Annotated in this window: 19 protein-coding genes; 5 read left to right on the top strand and 14 right to left on the bottom strand. The window is 65.2% G+C overall.

Annotation, left to right across the window (positions count from 1 at the left end; genetic code table 11):
• Positions 1 to 114 precede the first annotated feature (114 nt).
• Genes ACEN88_RS08800 through ACEN88_RS08785 form a run of 4 tightly spaced genes read left to right on the top strand, consistent with a single transcriptional unit; the run spans position 115 to position 3,519 of the window.
• The gene (locus tag ACEN88_RS08800; RefSeq protein ID WP_413338827.1) at positions 115 to 585 is read left to right on the top strand and encodes a nuclear transport factor 2 family protein; all 471 of its coding nucleotides are present in this window, start codon (positions 115 to 117) and stop codon (positions 583 to 585) included.
• 41 nt (positions 586 to 626) lie between these two features.
• The gene (locus tag ACEN88_RS08795; protein WP_413338825.1) at positions 627 to 1,661 is read left to right on the top strand and encodes a sensor histidine kinase; all 1,035 of its coding nucleotides are present in this window, start codon (positions 627 to 629) and stop codon (positions 1,659 to 1,661) included.
• The gene (locus ACEN88_RS08790) at positions 1,658 to 2,386 is read left to right on the top strand and encodes a LytR/AlgR family response regulator transcription factor (protein WP_413338823.1); all 729 of its coding nucleotides are present in this window, start codon (positions 1,658 to 1,660) and stop codon (positions 2,384 to 2,386) included. Before ACEN88_RS08795 ends, ACEN88_RS08790 begins: the two co-directional genes overlap by 4 nt.
• Positions 2,383 to 3,519, top strand: a complete 1,137-nt coding sequence (locus tag ACEN88_RS08785) for an acyltransferase family protein (protein WP_413338821.1) — start codon at positions 2,383 to 2,385, stop codon at positions 3,517 to 3,519. Before ACEN88_RS08790 ends, ACEN88_RS08785 begins: the two co-directional genes overlap by 4 nt.
• Before the next feature lie 88 nt (positions 3,520 to 3,607).
• On the opposite strand, the gene ACEN88_RS08780 is transcribed toward ACEN88_RS08785, so the two are convergent.
• The 8 genes from ACEN88_RS08780 to ACEN88_RS08745 all read right to left on the bottom strand — a co-directional run bounded on the left by ACEN88_RS08780 (position 3,608) and on the right by ACEN88_RS08745 (position 11,980).
• Positions 3,608 to 4,228, bottom strand: coding sequence for a PEP-CTERM sorting domain-containing protein (locus tag ACEN88_RS08780; RefSeq protein WP_413338819.1), 621 nt, complete (start codon positions 4,226 to 4,228; stop codon positions 3,608 to 3,610).
• Positions 4,229 to 4,256: 28 nt separating this feature from the next.
• Positions 4,257 to 6,761, bottom strand: a complete 2,505-nt coding sequence (locus ACEN88_RS08775; RefSeq protein WP_413338817.1) for a cellulose binding domain-containing protein — start codon at positions 6,759 to 6,761, stop codon at positions 4,257 to 4,259.
• A gap of 101 nt (positions 6,762 to 6,862) precedes the next feature.
• Complete coding sequence (locus ACEN88_RS08770; RefSeq protein WP_413338815.1) at positions 6,863 to 7,933, bottom strand: AI-2E family transporter; 1,071 nt, start codon at positions 7,931 to 7,933, stop codon at positions 6,863 to 6,865.
• 28 nt (positions 7,934 to 7,961) lie between these two features.
• A complete protein-coding gene (locus tag ACEN88_RS08765) occupies positions 7,962 to 8,561 on the bottom strand; it encodes an SCO family protein (RefSeq protein WP_413338829.1) in 600 nt (199 codons plus the stop codon).
• A gap of 2 nt (positions 8,562 to 8,563) precedes the next feature.
• Positions 8,564 to 9,469 (bottom strand): heme o synthase, encoded by a 906-nt coding sequence (gene cyoE, locus ACEN88_RS08760; protein WP_413338813.1) that lies wholly within the window; start codon positions 9,467 to 9,469, stop codon positions 8,564 to 8,566.
• Positions 9,466 to 10,623, bottom strand: a complete 1,158-nt coding sequence (locus ACEN88_RS08755; protein ID WP_413338811.1) for a COX15/CtaA family protein — start codon at positions 10,621 to 10,623, stop codon at positions 9,466 to 9,468. Before ACEN88_RS08755 ends, cyoE begins: the two co-directional genes overlap by 4 nt.
• Positions 10,624 to 10,629: 6 nt before the next feature.
• Positions 10,630 to 11,259, bottom strand: a complete 630-nt coding sequence (locus tag ACEN88_RS08750; RefSeq protein ID WP_413338809.1) for an SCO family protein — start codon at positions 11,257 to 11,259, stop codon at positions 10,630 to 10,632.
• Complete coding sequence (locus tag ACEN88_RS08745) at positions 11,237 to 11,980, bottom strand: SURF1 family protein (RefSeq protein WP_413338807.1); 744 nt, start codon at positions 11,978 to 11,980, stop codon at positions 11,237 to 11,239. The genes ACEN88_RS08750 and ACEN88_RS08745 overlap by 23 nt, the downstream gene beginning before the upstream one ends.
• A 41-nt stretch (positions 11,981 to 12,021) precedes the next feature.
• On the opposite strand from ACEN88_RS08745, the gene ACEN88_RS08740 reads away from it, so the two are divergent.
• Positions 12,022 to 12,222, top strand: a complete 201-nt coding sequence (locus ACEN88_RS08740) for a twin transmembrane helix small protein (RefSeq protein WP_036230020.1) — start codon at positions 12,022 to 12,024, stop codon at positions 12,220 to 12,222.
• Between the two features lie 148 nt (positions 12,223 to 12,370).
• Here ACEN88_RS08740 and ACEN88_RS08735 read toward each other — a convergent pair whose 3' ends face one another.
• From ACEN88_RS08735 to coxB, 6 genes are all read right to left on the bottom strand, one after another.
• The gene (locus ACEN88_RS08735; protein WP_413338806.1) at positions 12,371 to 13,228 is read right to left on the bottom strand and encodes a cytochrome c oxidase subunit 3; all 858 of its coding nucleotides are present in this window, start codon (positions 13,226 to 13,228) and stop codon (positions 12,371 to 12,373) included.
• Between the two features lie 76 nt (positions 13,229 to 13,304).
• Complete coding sequence (locus tag ACEN88_RS08730) at positions 13,305 to 13,526, bottom strand: DUF2970 domain-containing protein (protein WP_413338804.1); 222 nt, start codon at positions 13,524 to 13,526, stop codon at positions 13,305 to 13,307.
• On the bottom strand, positions 13,526 to 14,104 hold the full coding sequence (locus ACEN88_RS08725; RefSeq protein ID WP_413338802.1) for a cytochrome c oxidase assembly protein: 579 nt from the start codon (positions 14,102 to 14,104) through the stop codon (positions 13,526 to 13,528). The genes ACEN88_RS08730 and ACEN88_RS08725 overlap by 1 nt, the downstream gene beginning before the upstream one ends.
• A gap of 7 nt (positions 14,105 to 14,111) precedes the next feature.
• Entirely contained in the window at positions 14,112 to 14,231 is a 120-nt protein-coding gene (locus ACEN88_RS08720) for a cytochrome oxidase small assembly protein (protein WP_229411904.1), read from the bottom strand.
• A 7-nt stretch (positions 14,232 to 14,238) separates the two neighbouring features.
• On the bottom strand, positions 14,239 to 15,834 hold the full coding sequence (gene ctaD, locus ACEN88_RS08715) for a cytochrome c oxidase subunit I (protein ID WP_413338800.1): 1,596 nt from the start codon (positions 15,832 to 15,834) through the stop codon (positions 14,239 to 14,241).
• A gap of 96 nt (positions 15,835 to 15,930) precedes the next feature.
• Entirely contained in the window at positions 15,931 to 17,124 is a 1,194-nt protein-coding gene (gene coxB / locus ACEN88_RS08710) for a cytochrome c oxidase subunit II (RefSeq protein ID WP_413338798.1), read from the bottom strand.
• Positions 17,125 to 17,552: the final 428 nt, after the last annotated feature.

Raw genomic sequence — 17,552 nt, 5'->3', positions numbered from 1 at the left:
ACGCTGCGCTGAGCCGCTACCGGTTCGCCGCACGGCGCGCACGGTCCAGCGCAGCGTGCTGGCCCGCGCGCGCGGACACGCCTATCGTGGTGTCTTTCCATATCGGGAGCCGCCATGCGCGCCTTGTTTTCTCTCTTCCTCGCCCTCTGCCTCGCCGGTCCGGCGCACGCGGCCAATGCCGAAGACGCGGCCATCCGCCAGCTCGTGCAGCAATTCCAGACCGCCATCGTCGCGCGCGACGGCAAGACCCTCGGGTCGCTGTTCGTGCAGGAAGGCGGTAGCTGGTGGTCCGTGCTGGACGAACCGACGTATGCGGCGGCAAAGGCGCGCAATCCGGCCGCGCGGCGCCTGGAGCCATCCACGTGGCAGGAGTTCGCCGAATTCGTCTCGCACAGCGCCAGGCCGATCGAGGAGCGCTTCTACGACGTGCGCGTCCGCACGAACGGCACCGTCGCCTCCGTGTGGTTCGATTTCGACTTCCTCGCCGACGGCAAGGTGACGAACCGCGGCAGCGAAACGTGGCAGCTCGTGCGCACGGACGATGGCTGGAAAATTGTCGCGATGCTGTATTCCGTCCACCAGTGACGCGGGCTAGAATGGCCGATCCGTCCATACGCCACGCCGCCGTGAAAGAAGACACTCCCCTCCTCGTCCCCGTCCTCGCCGCCCTGCCGGTGTTCACGTGCATGGCCATCCTCGGCCTGCCCGCGCTCGGCCACGGCTACGCGGTCGCGTTCCGCACGCTGTTCTTAGTCGCGTGCGCCGTCTGGACCGTGCCGCTGGTCCTGCTGCAGCGCGCGCTATGGCGCCAGGGCCGCGCGTGGTGGGCGATGACGCTGGTCCTGCTCGCGGCGTCGTATGCGATGGCGGTCGCGAACTCGCTGCTGGGCCAGTGGCTGTCGATCGCGCTCGGGCTGGAGACGGGCTACCACTGGGACGACCTCCTGCGCGGCCTGGACGGCTGCTGGCTCGCGCTGGTCGCGTTCTGCGCGATGCATGCGGTGGCCGTGTACTACCTGTCGCTGCAACGCACCCGGCTGCGCCTCGCGCAGGCGCTCGCGGATGCGCGCGACGCGGAACTGCGCGCGCTGCGCCTGCAGGTCAATCCGCACTTCCTGTTCAACACGCTGAACGCGGTGTCGGCCCTCGTCGCGGCCGGCGCCAACCGCGACGCGAACCGCATGCTCGCCCGCGTGTCCGATTTTCTCCGCGCCACGCTGGCGCACGACGGCCGCCACGAGCACACACTGGCCGAGGAACTGGCGCTGACGGAAGCCTATCTCGACATCGAAAAAGCGCGCCTCGGCGAGCGCCTGCAACTGGCGATGCATGCGGGGCCCGACCTGCTCGATGCCGCCGTGCCCTATTTGATGCTGCAGCCGCTCGTCGAGAACGCGGTCCGTCACGGTATTGCGCCGCTCGCCGCGCCGGGCCGCATCGACATCCGCATCGACCGCGCGGACGACCGCCTGTGCGTGGACGTGCGCAACGACGGCGCCCAGCCGACGCAAGGCGGCGGCGGCATCGGCCTCGCCAACGTCGCGAACCGCCTGCGCCATTTGTACGGCGATGCCCAGCGGGTCGATGCGGGCTGGCGCGACGGCCGCTTCCACGTGTCGCTGACGTTGCCCCTCAGGGTGAGCACTGGGGTGGCGGCATGATGCGCGTGGCGATCGTCGACGACGAACCGCTGGCCCGGCTCGCCGTGAAGGCGCGACTGGCGCGCCACGCGGACCTGGAACTGGTGGCGGAATACGGCGATGGCGACACGGCCGCCGCCGGCCTCGCCGCGAGCCGGCCCGACCTCGTGTTCGTCGACGTCGAGATGCCCGGCAAGAACGGCCTCGACATGCTGGCCGCCCTGCCCCGCGCCACGCGTCCGCTGGCGATCCTGCTCACGGCCCACGACACCTTCGCCGTGCGCGCCTTCGACCTGGCCGCCCTCGACTACCTGTTGAAACCCGTCGACGACGACCGCTTGGACGAAGCACTGGACCGCGCCCGCACGGCCATGACGCACATGCGTCCCGCGCCAACGCCCGCATGGACGCGCAACTTCACGGTGCGCGTGGGCACCCGCACGGTGCTCGTCGACGCGGCCGACGTCGAGCGCATCGAGGCCGATGGCGACTACGCCACGCTGCACGCGGGCGGCAAGACCTACCTCGTGCGCGAACCGCTGCAAGAATTGGCCCGGCGCCTCGATCCGGCCCGGTTCCAGCGCGTGCACCGGTCCAGCATCGTGCGCCTGGACGTCGTCGCCGAACTGCGTGCGCTGACGAACCGCGACGCCATGCTGCGCCTGCGCGACGGCACCTTGCTGCGCGCGAGCCGAACGTACATGCCTGCGCTGACACAGGCGCTGACCCTTCTTGCGCATCCATGATCCAATCTGCCATCACTGCCCGCCTGCGCGGCCTCGACCTGCTGCGCGCCGCCGCCATCCTGCTCGTCCTGATGAGCCACTACATGGGTTTCGTCAGCCACGCGCCCACCTTCGGCGTCGTCGGCCAGGTCGGCTGGGCCGGCGTCGACCTGTTCTTCGTGCTGAGCGGCTACCTGATCGGTAACCAGCTGCTGGCCCCGGCCGCGCGCGGGGAATCCCTGTCGCTGAAGACCTTCTTCATGAGGCGCCTGCTACGGACGCTGCCCAATTACTACGTGGTATTGGCGGTGTACTGGTTGTTTCCGGGCGCGCCGCTCGGCGGTTCCAGCATGGCGGACCCATGGCGCTTCCTGACGTTCACGCAGAACTTCGGACTCGCCTACGGCCAGACGTTTACACACTCCTGGTCGCTGTGCATCGAGGAGCAGTTTTATGTGCTGCTGCCCCTCGTCGTGCTGGCCCTCGCGCGCATCGGCTTTCCCGTGCGGTTCGCGTGGGGCCTGCTCGTGGGCGGCATCGTCGCGGGCATGGCCACGCGCGCCGCGGCGTATGCGCTGCACGGGCACGATGCGTTCATGGCCGAGGTCTATTACTCGAGCTTCTGCCGCGCCGACGAACTGCTGCCCGGCGTCGCCATCGCCCTGCTGCGCAACTTCCATCCGCACGCCTTCACTCGCCTGCTGCGCCACGCGAACGCGCTGTGCGCGGCGGGCCTCGCGCTGGGCGCCGGCATCCTGACCTGCATCCACCTCGACTGGCCAACGACAGCCATGACGTCGACGTTCGGATTCTCGCTGCTGGCGATCGGCTGCGCGCTGATGACGTGCGCGGCGCTGTCCCCGGCGTGCATCCTGAACCGCATCGACATCCCCGGCGCGTCGCAACTGGCGCTGTGGTCGTACGCCGTCTACCTCGTGCACAAGCCCGTGTTCATGGCGCTGCGGCCGCACATCGAGCGCCTGCACATCGATGCGGGCGCACCGCTCACCGTCGTCGCCGTCATGGGCGCGGGCTGCGCCGGCGGCTGGGTGCTGTACCGCTGCGTGGAGACGCCGTTCATGCGGCTGCGCGCGCGCCTGACCACCGCTCATATCGCCGACAGCGCATTCCATCGCACGGCCGGCGTACGCTGATCTTCCATGGCAATGCTACGCTCATGTCGAGCCTCGCGTGGGCGGGACTCGGTGGAACAGACGCGCCCAGCCAGCCTGACGATTTAATTCACGCCGCCGCGCCAGGCGCCTTGCGGCGGCGCGCGCGGCCCAGGATCAGGGCGAACGCGCCCAGGCCGAGCACCAGCGGGCTGGCCGGCTCGGGCACCGTGCCGCTGGGGGGAACGGAAGCGGCGGTGGTGAAGTCGTCCATGACGAACCAGCCGGTATCGCGCGTGATGGTCAGCGACGACACGTTGTCGAATGCCGCGGCCGCCCACGTGTAGCTGCTGCCGATCGCGACCGGACCGGTCGTGCCGATGAGGTTATTGAAGGCGTCATAGGCGGAGATGGCGATCCACGACGCCTTGTCCGCGGCGCCAATCGGCGCCGCGAACCACGCGCCGGCAAAGCTGAACGGCGTGGCGCTGCCGATGGTGGCGCCGTCGGAGCCGAAGCCGTTCACGGCGAAATGCGTGCCGCCGTGGGCGCCGTTGCCGTAGCCGTCGATGCCGGTGTCGCCGGCATACCAGTCGTCGCTGAAGGTCAGGCCGGCATACGGATTGATGTCGCCCAGGCTGGCGAAGTCGCCGTCCGTGGCCACGTTCTCGAAACCGACGATACCGGCGTTGGCGGCGCCGGCCAGCATCAGGCTGGCGCTGGCGATCAATGCGAACAGAGTCTTTTTCATGGGAATACCTTTGCTGTATCGGGGTTCGTTATTTGCAGATGTCGCCGGTCACTTGCGGGACATTCGCGTTCAGCGCGTCCTGGCCCGCGATGACGAAGCCGAGCGCGGCCGTGCCGCCCGGCGCGATGTCCTTGTTCCAGCCGCCGCCGTCCGACGCGGTGAATGTCGGCGCGCTGCCCGTCACGACCCCGTTCCACGCGCTGCCCGACACATACGTGCCGTCGCTGTAGGTCCAGGACACCTCCCAGCCATGCAAGGTCTCCGTACCCTGGTTGGTGATCGAGACCGTGGCCATGCCGCCGCCCCACCAGGTGCTGGAGAGTTCGTACTTGCACACGGCGGTGGGCGCCGGCTTGACCGGAACCTGCGGAACCACTTGCACATCGCCGGTCGGATCGATCTTGCCGTAGGCGATGCCGCGACCGTTGGTGCTCATGTAGACCAGGCCATACGTGTTCATGTCGCCGGTGACCCAGCGTCCCAGCGTGCCGCCGTATTGATGGGCGTCGTCGTTGACGCGGTCCCAGTGAGCGCCCTTGTCGATCGAGCGCAACAGGCCGCGCGACGTGCCCACCGTACCCCACATGTAGAGGGTCGGATAGCTGGCGCCAGGCGCTTCCTTGCCCAGGCCCATGGTGCCGCAGGAGCTGATCCCGCCGACGCTGGTGAACGTGGCGCCCGAATCGGTCGAATGGGAGATGCCCTTCGAACCCACGCAGGCCCACACGTCGCCCTCGATGCCGGGCGTGGCGCGCACGAGGCTGTTACCGCCGGCCGGCAGGGTGGCCGTGGCGTTGAACGACACGCCGCCGTCGGTGCTGACCAGCATCTTGCCCGTGCTAATGTCGTAGACGTAGAACTTGGCCGGGTTGACCCGGTCGGCGACCGGATAGGCGTCCTTCACGGACAGGCCGGCCACCGGCGTCCAGTTGGCGCCGAAGTCGGTCGAGCGATACGTGGTGGGCGAACCTTCCGGGCTGTGCAGCAGCACGGCGCCGTCGGCCGACAGCGCCAGGTTGCCGAACTTGCCGTTCATGGTCGGCGCCTTTTGCCAGCTCGCGCCCGTATTGGTGGAGATGTACATGGCGTTCGAGCCGACCCGCGCCATCACGTGCGTCGCCTGCGGCGCCACGGCCAGGCCGGTCGTCGTGCCGACGCCCGGCGAATGGCGCAGGGCGTACTGGGACGGATCGGGCTGGGTGAAGCCGTCGTAGTCGCCGATGACGGACACGAACGGGCCGCCCGGGATGGCCTCGGCGGCGAACGAACCGGTTTCTTCCATGCCTTTCACGTCGAACTTCCAGACGCTCGTCGTTGCGTCGAGATCGGTGGTCCTGAACACGCCGTTACCCGAGATCACCCACGCGGTCTTCGGATCGAACGGGTCGAACTCGACGTCGCCGGCCCAGTGGATCGAGGATTCCTTGACCCAGTCGATACCGTTCGGGTCGATCTCCATGCCGCGTTGCATCAGGTCGACCCAGGAGCGGCCGGCGTCGTAGGAGGTGAAGATGTGGTCGCCGTACCCGTCCGGGTTCCTGTGCTGCAGCCAGTACATGTTGGTGGTCGACGCGATCAGGTGCTTCGGATTGCTCGGGTCGACGCTGATGCCGGCAAACGCATTGGTCATGCCGGCCGGCGTGACGTTGGTCCAGGCGCCGCCGACCATGTTGTATTCCCAGACCTGGCCCGCGGTCATCGGTTCGCTGTCGTTCTGGCCGTGCGGTCCGGCGCCGTTGGCATAGGTCAGGTACAGGCGGCCCTTGTTCGTCAATGCCGCGCGCTGCGGCATCAGGTTCGCCGGCGCACCCGCGACCGGGGCGAAGGTGATGCCGCCGTCCTTGCTCATGTACAGGTTCGGTCCGACCGAGCCGTAACGCGATACGCCGACGAAAATGCGCTTGGCCGTCCCGCCGCTGACGCTGGTCGGATCGAGCAGCACGAAGCTGATGCCGTTGCCGTTGGGCGTCGAGGCCACGTTCAGCCCGTTCACGTGAGTCCAGGTCGCGCCTGAATCGACGCTCTTGAACAGGCCGTTGTCGCGCGTACCGACGAACAGGACGTTGCTCGAACCCGGGTCGACCTGCAGTCGTTCGCCGTTCGAGCGGCCCATGCCATTGCCGTGGGCCTTGAACTGGGCCGTCACATCGACCAGGTCGAAATGCTGGCCGTAGTCGGTGGAGCGCATGATCACGGTCTTGCCGTTGCTGAAGTAGCTGGTGCCGGCCAGCATGTAGACGGTGCCCGGGTTGCGCGGGTCGACCGCGATCGACTCGACGCCCATCAGGCCGGTATCGCTTTCGCTGATCCAGTCCGTCAGCGCGACCCAGCGTTCGTTATGGGCATCCCAACGGTAGGAACCGCCCACGTCGGTGCGGGCGTAGATCACGCCGCGCTCGAGTTTACTTGGGATGATTCCGCTGACAAAACCGCCGCTGCCCATTGCAACGTTGTCCCAGCGGTAGGTCTCGGCGTTCGCGCCGAGCGAGACCAGCAGACCCAGCGTCAGGGCCAGCGTTTTTTTCAATTGCATCGTCGTCTCCGTTTTTGTTCGTAGTGGATCGAACAATTGTGCATTCAGGAGACGAACGTTAATAGTCCATTAATCACCAAAGAAACTAACGAAATATCACTTTAGACGCCATTGCCGTTCTGCCTGACGATCGGATCCTTCGTATGGGTCCACCCGCTCATCAGCGAATAGCCCACCGCAAGCAGCGTGGGGCCGATGAACATGCCGACGAAGCCGAACGCGATCACGCCGCCCAGCACGCCCAACAAGGTCAGCAGGAACGGCAGGCTGGAGCCGCGGCTGATCAGCATCGGGCGCACGACGTTGTCGACGCCGCTGATCAGGAAGAAGCCCCACACGAGCATGAAGATGGCCCATCCCGTCTCGCCCTGCGCGAACAGCCAGATGGCCGCCCCGCCCCACACGATCGGCGGCCCGACGGGAATCAGCGACGACACGAACACGAGCACGGACAGCAGCGGCACCGCGGGCACGCCCGCGATGAAGAAGCCCAGCGCGGCGACGAGCGCCTGCGCCAGCGCCGTGCCGAGCAGGCCGTACATCACGCCGCGCACGGTCTGGCTGACGATCTCCGCGACCGATTCCGCCTCCTCGTCCATGATGCGGTGCATGGCGGCCCTGATGACGGCCATCAGCGCTTCGCCGTCGCGATAGAAAAAGAAGCTGACGAATGCCGCAAGGCTCATCTGCGCGACGCCCGCCCCCAGCATCATCCCGCCGGACAGCAGCGCGTGGCGTGCCGGTTCGACCATGCGCCGCGCGAGTTCCATCATGCGGTCGCGACTGGCGACGAGCTGGCGCAGGTAGTTGTCGAGCTGGTCGCCGACGAGCGGGATGTCGCGGATCCACTTGGGCGGCAGCAGCTCGCCCTGGTTCAAAGCGGCGCGGATCTGGTCGAACGACGACGCGACGTTGTCCGCGAGGTTGTACGCGACGAGCGCCAGCGGGATGATCACGAGCAGCGTGAGGGAGAGCGTCATCGTCAGCGCGGTGAGCGTGCGCCGGCCGCGCAGGCGCAGCAGCAGGCGCTGGTACAGGGGCCAGGACGAGATGACGACGGCGGCCGCGAACAGGATCGCGGCCAGGAAGGGTTGCAGGACGTAGAGGCAGCCGAGCGTCAGCAGGATGACGACGGCGGCGCGCGTGTAGTTTCTACCTGGTCGTTTGTCCATTCAGCCTGATCATCGGGTGTTTACGATGTCAGGATAATAACTCACGCAGATCGTGCACGATAGGATCGGGACCCTGGCCGTGGCGAATGAACAGGCGCAGGCGGCCGGCGCGGTCGAAGACGTAGCTGCCGGCCGTGTGGTCGATCGTGTAGCTGCCCGGGTCCGTGCCCGGCACCTTCGAGTAGAACACCTTGAATTCCTTGGCGGTCTTCGCCGTCTGCTCGGGCGTGCCGCGCAGGCCGAGGAAGCGCTTGTCGAACGCGGGCACGTAGTTGGCCAGCAGTTCCTGCGTGTCGCGCTCGGGGTCGAGGGTGACGAACAGCACCTGCACCTGGTCGGCCAGCGGCCCGAGTTTCTGCATCACGGCGGCCATTTCCGCCATCGTGGTCGGGCACACGTCCGGGCATTGCGTGTAGCCGAAGAAGACGACGACGGCCTTGCCCTTGAAGTCGGCCAGCGTGCGCGGCTTGCCGGTGTGGTCGGTCAGCGTGAAGCCTTTCGCGTAATCGAGGCCGGTGACGTCGGTGTTCTGGAACGATTCCTTCTGCTTGCCCGGCAGCTTGTCGCATGCGACGAGGGAGACGGTCAGCGCGCAGGCGGCGACGAGGACGGGCAGCAGTTTTTTCATCATCAGATCGGCAGGTATTGTTTGACGTAGTGGTCGACGAGCAGCGCCGCGAACAGCAGCGACAGGTAGACGATGGACCAGGCGAAGGCCTTGCGCGCGACCTGGTCGCTGTAGTGCTTGTGGATCAGCCAGCCATGGCGCAGGAAGATCGCGTTCAGCACGATGGCCGCTGCCAGGTACACGACGCCGCTCATGCCGACGGCGAACGGGAACAGCGTGCAGGCCGCCAGCGCGACGGAGTACAGCCACACCTGCTGGCCCGTGTACTGCATGCCGTGCGTGACGGGCAGCATCGGCAGGCCGGAACGCACGTAGTCGTCGCGGCGGTACATCGCCAGGGCCCAGAAATGCGGCGGGGTCCAGACGAAGATGATCAATACGAGCAGCCAGGCTTCCATCGGCACCGTATTCGCGACGGCGGCCCAGCCGAGGGCCGGCGGCATCGCGCCCGACAGGCCGCCGATGACGATGTTCTGCGGCGTGTTCGGTTTCAGCAGGACCGTGTAGATCAGCGCATAGCCGACGAAGGTGACGAATGTCAGCCACATCGTCAGCGGATTGATCATCGTGTACAGGATGCCCATGCCGGCACCGCCGATGATCGCGGAAAAGATCAGGACCTGCGTGGTCGACAGCTCGCCCATCGCGGTGGCGCGGCGCGCCGTGCGGGCCATGCGGGCATCGACTTCCGCCTCGATCAGGCAGTTGACGGCGAACGCGGCGCCGGCCAGCAGCCAGATGCCGATCGTGCCCCAGACGAGCACGTGCCAGCCCGGAAAGCCGTCGGTGGCGAGGAACATGCCGATCACGGCGCAGAAGACGGCCAGCTGCGTGACGCGCGGCTTGGTCAGCGCCCAATATTGCGTGACGCGGCTGGGCGGTTTGTGGATGGCGGTTTGCGTAATCATGGGTGGCTCGCGGACGTCGCCGCCTCACGTCGTGGACTGCGCAGCGCCAGCTCGAGTTGATACTGTACCTTGTAGTTTAACATGGTCACCAGAAGGACGAGGCCAGCCGCCCCCGCGTTGTGGAGCACGGCAATCGGCAACGGAAAGTTCAGGAACACCGTCGCGATGCCGGTCGTTGCCTGGGCGACAAGCACCAGCGCCAGGTTGCGCGCCGTGCCGTGCAGGCCCGGCAAACGCCAGGTGCGCCACGCCGTATAGCCCAGTACGAGGACGACGACGAGTGCGAAGTTGCGGTGCACCCAGTGGATCGCCGTCAGCGCGGAAAACGGCAGGTAATGCCCGGCCGCCGTCTTGCCCAGCTCGCGCCACAAGGTGAAACCATGTTGCCAATCCATCTCTGGGACAATTTGTCCATTACAAAGCGGGAAATCGCTGCACGCGAGTGTCGCGTAATTGGTACTCACCCACCCGCCCAATGCCAATTGGACAAGCAGCACGGCGCCCGACAGCCAGGCCAGCGGACGCAGCTTGCGTAGCACGGTGGGCGGGACGGCCGGCGGCGGGGCCAGCAGGTTGTCTTCGCGTCCGGCCAGCCACACGGCCAGCGCCAGCAGGGTCAGGCCGAACAGCAGGTGCAGCGTGACGATGACCGGCTGCAGTTTCAGGGTGACGGTCCACGCGCCGAACGCGCCCTGCACGCACACCCACAGGAAAAGGAGTGTCGGCAACGCCGGGCCATGCGTGGGCCGCACACCGCGTGCCCGCGCACGGCGCCATTCCAGCCACGACGCCACCATCAACCCGATGATCAGGAAGCCGATGCCCATCGCGAGGAAGCGGTGGATCATCTCGATCCAGGCCTTCACCTTCGTCACGGGTCCAGTGGGCATCAGCGCCTCGGCCGCGGCGATGTGTTCATGCGCGAGGAACGGGTTCGCTTCGCCGTAGCAGCCGGGCCAGTCGGGGCAGCCGAGGCCGGAGTCCGTCAGGCGCGTAAAACCGCCGAACACGATCAGGTCGAACGTGAAGAACGCGATCACCCACGCCAGCTTGCGGTATTTGTGGGTGCCCGTCGCCGTCCACACGAGCGCGAGCGGCACGCTGGCCGCCAGGATGCCGGTCAGGGCCAGCAGGATGAAATTCGAGACTTCCATTGCGCGTTACCCGACGGCCGATGCCTTCAACAACTTGTTGATGTCCTTGTACACCTTGCGCACTTCCTGCAGCTGCGGATCCTTCGGGAAACGCATCATCAGGTGGCCCAGCGGGTCGATCAGGTAGATGTGGTCGGCCGGCGTCGTGCCGCCATCGACCGGCAGCCACTGCGTCACCGTCGCGGCGTCGGCGCGCAGCATGTGCGTGCCGTCGTATTCGCGGATGATCAGCGTGTCCAGCGGTTCCTGGTCGGTGATGAGCCAGACGCGCTCGATGCGGTCCGCTTCCTTCCCCTGCATCAGGCGCAGCTGGCGCAGCGCGAACAGCTGCTTCCGGCAAGAGTCCGGGCATGCACCCGGCCCGACCATCAACATGACCCACTTGCCCTTGAACTGTTTCAGCGCCTGCGGACGGCCGTCCAGCGTGGTCGTCGCCATCGCGGGGACCGGATGGGCGCGCTGGTCGATCAGGGTGCCGTAGTTGTTGCGCTTTTCGGGCTTGATGACGTAATAGGTGAAGTACGACGCGATCATCGGCGACGCGCACACGAGCAGCACCAGCCACAGCATCCAGCGGCCGCGCTTGCGGGCGCTCTTCGGGTCGATTGCCGGTTCAGCCAGCTTGTTTGGTTCCACTTCGAAATCCTGTTATCACAAAAAATAGAAAGGCCATCGCCGCCAGCGCATACCACTGGAATGCATAGCCCTTGTTGCGGTCGACATCGACCGCGGGGGCAGGCCATTTGCGGATGAGCCCGGCGGCTCCGGTGTCGTCCGCACTCGTCTGCTCGACCAGCACGGGCAGCGTGCGCAGGCCGCTGGCCTGGGCGAAGCCCGCCGGATCGACATTCTGGACGATGGCGCCGGGCCGGGGCGGCGGCGCCTTGCCGAGTTCCATCACGCGCGCCGGATGCAGGATCGCCAGGCCTTCGATGGTCGTGCGGCCGCTTGGCGTCGCTACCTGCGGTACGCGATCGTGCACGGCCGGATCGCGCGGGACCCAGCCGCGCGCGACGAGGACAACATCGCTTGCACCCGCGTCGGCACCCGCTATTCTAAACGGCATCAGCAAAACGAATCCGGTACGGCCTTCGAATGGCCGGTTGTCGAGGAACAGCGGCCAGTGGGTGACGAATTCCCCGGTCACCATGACACGGCGATATTCGACAGCGGCGGGATCGACCGGCTTCCCGTCCAGCACGAGCGGCGGCAACGCAGCGCGCTGCGTGAGCCGGGCCTGCAGCGCGGTCTTCTCCGCGGCGCGGCGCACCTGCCAGTTACCGAGCAGGATGCCGACCGCGACCAGCACGAGCGTCGCGAGGAAAGGAATGGTTCTGAAACGGAAGCGCAGTCGCATACAATGATCGTACAACCCAAACAACTCTCTACCGGACGCCCATGAAAACCGTCGTCGCCATCGCCTTCGTGCTCATCATCGGCAGCCTCGCGTCCGCCCTGTTCTTCCTGATGCGCGACAAGGGCCGCAGCAACCGCACCGTGCAGGCGCTGGCGATGCGGGTCGGGCTGTCGATCACGCTGTTCCTGTTGGTGCTGTTCTCGTACAAGATGGGGTGGATCCAGCCTAAAGGACTGCACTAACAAAAACGTCGTTCCCGCGCAGGCGGGAACCCATGCTGAAGGCCCGGAGTCGGTTTGCTGGAAACACCGCGGTGCATCCAACTGACGGGGTTCTGTTGTTCAGTATGGGTTCCCGCTTTCGCGGGAACGACGGTTTTAGAGATAACGATTACAGCCAGTACACGACGACGTACAGGCCCAGCCACACCACGTCGACGAAGTGCCAGTACCACGCCGCACCTTCGAACGCGAAGTGATGTTCCGGCGTGAAGTGGCCGCGCAGCACGCGGTACAGCACGACCGACAGCATGATCGCGCCCATCGTCACGTGGAAGCCGTGGAAGCCCGTGAGCATGAAGAACGTCGAGCCGTAGATGCCCGAGGTCAGCTTCAGGTTCAGTTCGCTGTACGCGTGGTGGTATTCGTAGGCCTGGAAGCCCATGAAGATGGCGCCCAGCAGGATCGTCGCGAACAGGAACAGCGCGGTGCGGGCACGGTGGCCGGCGCGCAGGGCGTGGTGGGCGATCGTCAGCGTCACGCCCGAGGTCAGCAGCAGTGCCGTGTTGATGGTCGGGATCGGGAACGGGCCCATGGTGCTGAACTGCTCCACGGTGCCGGCCGGGCCGATGTTGCCCCAGTGGCCCGAATAATCCGGCCAGATGACCTTGTGGTCGAGGTCGGACAGCCACGGCATCGAGATCGCACGTGCGTAGAACAGCGCGCCGAAGAAGGCGCCGAAGAACATCACCTCGGAAAAGATGAACCAGCTCATCGACCAGCGGTAGGACAGGTCGATGCGCTCGCCGTACTTGCCGGATTCCGACTCGCCGATGGCGTCGCCGAACCAGTTGTACAGCACGATCAGCATCGCGACGATGCCGGCCGTGCACACGCCGGGTCCCCAGGCGGCCCCGTTGACCCAGCCGGACGCGCCGGCCATCGTGACCAGCATCGAGACGCCGGCTGCCAGCGGCCACCTGGAGGGACCGGGGACAAAATAGTACGGCGCGGTATGGGGTGAACTCATGTATATCTCCTCAATCAAGCATTGTTTCGAATTCCGGGGTACTGCGCTTCCCTGCTTTCGTGTTGCTTATATAGTTTTAACTCTTGGCGACGACCATGCGCACGACGAACACCAGGATGCCGATGAACAGCGCCACCCCGATCAGCCCGCCCACGATCACGTGGATCGGGTTCAGGTTGGCCGCGTCGTGCTCGTAGTCGCGGCGCTTGCGCACGCCGAAGAACGACCAGAACACGGCCTTCATCGTGGCGCCGAACGACGCGGTTTTTACGGGTTCGCGTGGATCGTCGTTGGCCATTATTTTTGCGCCGTCACGGCGCCACCGATTTCAAAAAACGTGTACGACAGCGTGATGTTCTTCACTTCGCGCGGCAGCTCCGGGTCGATGAAGAACACGACCGGCATCTGCCGCGCCTCGTGCGGCTTCAGGATCTGTTCCTTGAAGCAGAAGCACTCGACCTTTTTAAAATGCGGCGTCGCGGACTGCGGCGCGTAGCTCGGGATGGCCTGCGCCTTCACCGTGCGGTCCTGTGTATTCACCACTTCGTAGACGACGGTCGCCATCTCGCCCGGGTGCACGTCGATGCTGCGCTGCGTCGGGCGGAAGCGCCATGGGCCCTGGGCGTTGCCGTCCAGTTCCACCGTGATCGTGCGCGCGAGGTCGACCTGGGTGTTGGCAGGCCGAGCCACCGTGCCGTCCTTCTGCGTGAGCACGTTGATGCCGAGCGCCTCGCACACCTGGCGGTAGATCGGCACCAGCGCATAGCCGAAGCCGAACATGATGCAGGCGACGACGATCAGCTTGATCAGCGTGGTGCGATTCAGACGCAGGCGGCCACTGTCCTCGTGGCGGCCCGCATTCGTTTCCGCTTGCATGGCAGCCTCAGTTCAGCCACAGGCGCTTGACGAACAGCACGACGAAGAAGAACAGCGCGAGCCCGGCCAGCCACAGGGCCGTGCGCCGGTTGTTCTTCCTGATCTGCTGCGAACGATCATCGTTCATCGCGCTCTCACTTCACCAGCGGCGGCGTTTCGAAGGTGTGGAACGGCGCCGGGCTCGGCACGGTCCACTCCAGGCCTTCGGCGCCTTCCCACGGCTTGGCTTCGGCCGGCTTGCCGCCACGGATGGTCGGCAGCACGACGAAGAACAGGAAGTACACCTGCGACAGGCCGAAGCCGAACGCGCCGATCGACACGATCTGGTTGAAGTCCGTGAACTGCACGGCATAGTCAGCGTAACGACGCGGCATGCCGGCCAGGCCCAGGAAGTGCATCGGGAAGAAGGTCAGGTTGAACCAGAACAGCGAGTTCCAGAAGTGGATCTTGCCGCGCAGTTCCGGATACATGTGGCCGGTCCACTTCGGTGCCCAGTAGTAGAAGCCGGCGAACAGGGCGAACAGCGAGCCGGCGACCAGCACGTAGTGGAAGTGCGCGACGACGTAATAGGTGTCCTGCACCTGGATGTCGATCGGGGTCACGGCCAGGATCAGGCCCGTGAAGCCGCCCATCGTGAACACGAAGATGAAGCCGACGGCGAACAGCATCGGGGTCTCGAACGTCATCGAGCCCTTCCACATCGTGGCGACCCAGTTAAAGACCTTCACGCCGGTGGGCACCGCGATCAGCATCGTCGCGTACATGAAGAACAGCTGGCTCGTCACCGGCATGCCGGTGGTGAACATGTGGTGCGCCCACACGATGAACGACAGGATCGCGATGGAAGCGGTTGCATACACCATCGATGCGTAGCCGAACAGCGGCTTGCGGGCGAAGGCCGGGATGATCTGCGAGACGATGCCGAAGGCCGGCAGGATCATGATGTAGACCTCGGGGTGGCCGAAGAACCAGAAGATGTGCTGGTACATGACCGGGTCGCCGCCGCCGGCCGCGTTGAAGAACGAGGTGCCGAAGTGACGGTCGGTCAGGGTCATCGTGATGGCGCCCGCGAGAACCGGCATCACGGCGATCAGCAGGTAGGCGGTGATCAGCCAGGTCCAGCAGAACATCGGCATCTTCATCAGCGTCAGGCCCGGCGCGCGCATGTTCAGGATCGTGACGATGATGTTGATGGAACCCATGATCGACGAGGCGCCCATGATGTGCAGGGCGAAGATCGCCATGTCCATGCCCGGGCCCATCTGCGTCGACAGCGGCGCGTACAGCGTCCAGCCGGCGGCGGTGGCGCCGCCCGGGACGAAGAACGACGTCGCCAGCAGGATCGCGGCCGGCGGCAGCAGCCAGAACGAGAAGTTGTTCATGCGCGCGAACGCCATGTCGGATGCGCCGATCTGCAGCGGGATCATCCAGTTGGCGAAGCCGACGAAGGCCGGCATGATCGCGCCGAACACCATCACGATGCCGTGCATGGTGGTCAGCTGGTTGAAGAATTCAGGGCGGAAGAACTGCAGGCCGGGCTGGAACAGCTCGGTGCGGATCATCAGCGCCAGCACGCCGCCCGAGAGCAGCATGATGAACGCGAACCACATGTACAGCGTACCGATGTCCTTGTGGTTGGTGGCAAAGAGCCAGCGGCGCGCGCCGACCGGATGGTCGTGCGCGTGGTCGTGGCCGTGATCGTGAGTGTGATCGATAGTGCTGGAAGTCATGTCAGTATCCTAGTCGTGCGGGACAGCAAGGCCGTGGTGCGGTGACGCGGTGACGGCCCGGTCCCTGTGATCCAAACGCTTGTTGCTTGTCTTGTCTTATTTGCCGCGGGCAGCCAGGACTTCGGAAGGCTGGACGATGTTCTCGTCGGCCTTGTTGGTCCAGTTGTTGCGGGTATAAGTGATGACGGAAGCGATCTCGGAATCCGACAGCTGCTTCCACGACGGCATTGCCGACGGATACTTACCGCTGTGCTTACCATTCAGCAGCACGGCGATCTGTTCGGCCTTGTGGCCGAGTACGACAGGTGAACCGACCAGCGGTGCGAATGCGCTCGGCACGCCCTGGCCGTTGGCCTGGTGGCAGGCCACGCAGTTGGCCGCGTAGACTTTCTCGCCCTTCGTCTTGAGCTCGTCGATGGTCCAGACCTTGTTCGGGTCGTCGGCCAGCGCGGCCATGCGGGTCTTCTCGCCCTTGACCCATGCGGTGTAGTCTTCAGCGGAGACGACTTTCACGACGATCGGCATGAACGCGTGTTCCTTGCCGCACAGCTCGACGCAGTTGCCGCGGTACGTGCCGATCTGCTCGGCCTTGAACCACGTGTCGCGCACGAAGCCGGGGATGGCATCCTGCTTGACGGCGAAGGCGGGAATCGTCCACGAGTGGATCACGTCGTTGGCGGTCAGCACGAGGCGGACCTTCTTGCCGACCGGGACGACGACGGGATTGTCGACCTCGAGCAGGTAGTTCTCGGTGCGCTTCTCGGTCGGTGCGATGCCCGGCTCGCCCACCTGCGTGCGCGGCGTGGCCAGGTTCGACAGGAACGAGATGCCTTCGCCCTCGCCCTTCAGGTAGTCATAACCCCATTTCCACTGCATGCCGGTGACCTTGATGGTCAGGTCCGGGTTGGAAGTGTCCTTCATCTGCACCACGGCGTGCGTGGCCGGCAGGGCCATGCCGATGACGATCAGGAACGGTATGACGGTCCAAGCGATCTCGACCGTGGTGGATTCGTGGAAGGTGGCCGGTTTGTGGCCGAGGGACTTGCGGTGCTTGAACACCGAATAGAACATGACGCCGAACACGCCGATGAAGATGACCAGGCAGACCACCATCATCCAGTTATGCAGGCTATAGATATAGGCCGCAATGCCCGTCACGGGCGCCTGCATGTTGAGCTGATGTTCCACCGGACGACCGGTAATGACGGGCTCGGTAGCCGCCATCGCCGGGATGCTGGCCGCTACTGCGAGACCGAGCATCAACGCTTTGAATCGTTTTGCATATGTCATGTTGTCCCCAACCACCTTTAGAAGAGAAATTTCTAGAACGGAAGCGGCCCTCCTCTGGCTCGCCATGGAGGAACCACGGAAGACAACTTCCGTTCTGAAATCCTTTTTAAACTAAACGCAACCACTTCCCGTCGCGCCGGCGGGCGCTTCGGGACTCGACACCGTCCAGCCGGATGCCGTCTGGCATCCTCGATGAACGATGTCTTCAAACCTTGCTTGCGGGGGATACCCGATACGCTGCCTTGTATCCCCGGGTGATGCTCCAACCCTCGACTTGACGCCTTTATGCTTAATTTTTTAGCGCTTTTTTGATCCAGTCGAAAAAAGTGTGTTTGATTATACTGAAAGCGGTAATTTTTATTCAAGGAAAATTACCGCGATCGTATACAGGATGCATGGGTCTTACCGCGGCTTGGGCGGCTGGAAGC

This window comes from Massilia sp. CT11-108 (assembly GCF_047302915.1).
Taxonomy (GTDB): Bacteria; Pseudomonadota; Gammaproteobacteria; order Burkholderiales; family Burkholderiaceae_D; genus Telluria; species Telluria orientalis.
The sequence above is the reverse complement of the archived record's forward strand: the minus strand, read 5'-3'. Positions and strand labels throughout refer to the sequence as shown.

Bases quoted from the DNA above. Each gene is read 5' to 3' on its own strand.
- ACEN88_RS08780 (WP_413338819.1), bottom strand. From the start codon at position 4,228: ATGAAAAAGACTCTGTTCGCATTGATCGCCAGCGCCAGCCTGATGCTG.
- ACEN88_RS08745 (WP_413338807.1), bottom strand. From the start codon at position 11,980: ATGCGACTGCGCTTCCGTTTCAGAACCATTCCTTTCCTCGCGACGCTC.
- ACEN88_RS08790 (WP_413338823.1), top strand. From the start codon at position 1,658: ATGATGCGCGTGGCGATCGTCGACGACGAACCGCTGGCCCGGCTCGCC.
- ACEN88_RS08770 (WP_413338815.1), bottom strand. From the start codon at position 7,933: ATGGACAAACGACCAGGTAGAAACTACACGCGCGCCGCCGTCGTCATC.
- coxB (WP_413338798.1), bottom strand. From the start codon at position 17,124: ATGACATATGCAAAACGATTCAAAGCGTTGATGCTCGGTCTCGCAGTA.
- ACEN88_RS08755 (WP_413338811.1), bottom strand. From the start codon at position 10,623: ATGGAAGTCTCGAATTTCATCCTGCTGGCCCTGACCGGCATCCTGGCG.
- ACEN88_RS08740 (WP_036230020.1), top strand. From the start codon at position 12,022: ATGAAAACCGTCGTCGCCATCGCCTTCGTGCTCATCATCGGCAGCCTC.
- ACEN88_RS08720 (WP_229411904.1), bottom strand. From the start codon at position 14,231: ATGAACGATGATCGTTCGCAGCAGATCAGGAAGAACAACCGGCGCACG.
- ACEN88_RS08735 (WP_413338806.1), bottom strand. From the start codon at position 13,228: ATGAGTTCACCCCATACCGCGCCGTACTATTTTGTCCCCGGTCCCTCC.
- cyoE (WP_413338813.1), bottom strand. From the start codon at position 9,469: ATGATTACGCAAACCGCCATCCACAAACCGCCCAGCCGCGTCACGCAA.
- ACEN88_RS08730 (WP_413338804.1), bottom strand. From the start codon at position 13,526: ATGGCCAACGACGATCCACGCGAACCCGTAAAAACCGCGTCGTTCGGC.
- ctaD (WP_413338800.1), bottom strand. From the start codon at position 15,834: ATGACTTCCAGCACTATCGATCACACTCACGATCACGGCCACGACCAC.
- ACEN88_RS08785 (WP_413338821.1), top strand. From the start codon at position 2,383: ATGATCCAATCTGCCATCACTGCCCGCCTGCGCGGCCTCGACCTGCTG.
- ACEN88_RS08765 (WP_413338829.1), bottom strand. From the start codon at position 8,561: ATGAAAAAACTGCTGCCCGTCCTCGTCGCCGCCTGCGCGCTGACCGTC.
- ACEN88_RS08725 (WP_413338802.1), bottom strand. From the start codon at position 14,104: ATGCAAGCGGAAACGAATGCGGGCCGCCACGAGGACAGTGGCCGCCTG.
- ACEN88_RS08775 (WP_413338817.1), bottom strand. From the start codon at position 6,761: ATGCAATTGAAAAAAACGCTGGCCCTGACGCTGGGTCTGCTGGTCTCG.
- ACEN88_RS08800 (WP_413338827.1), top strand. From the start codon at position 115: ATGCGCGCCTTGTTTTCTCTCTTCCTCGCCCTCTGCCTCGCCGGTCCG.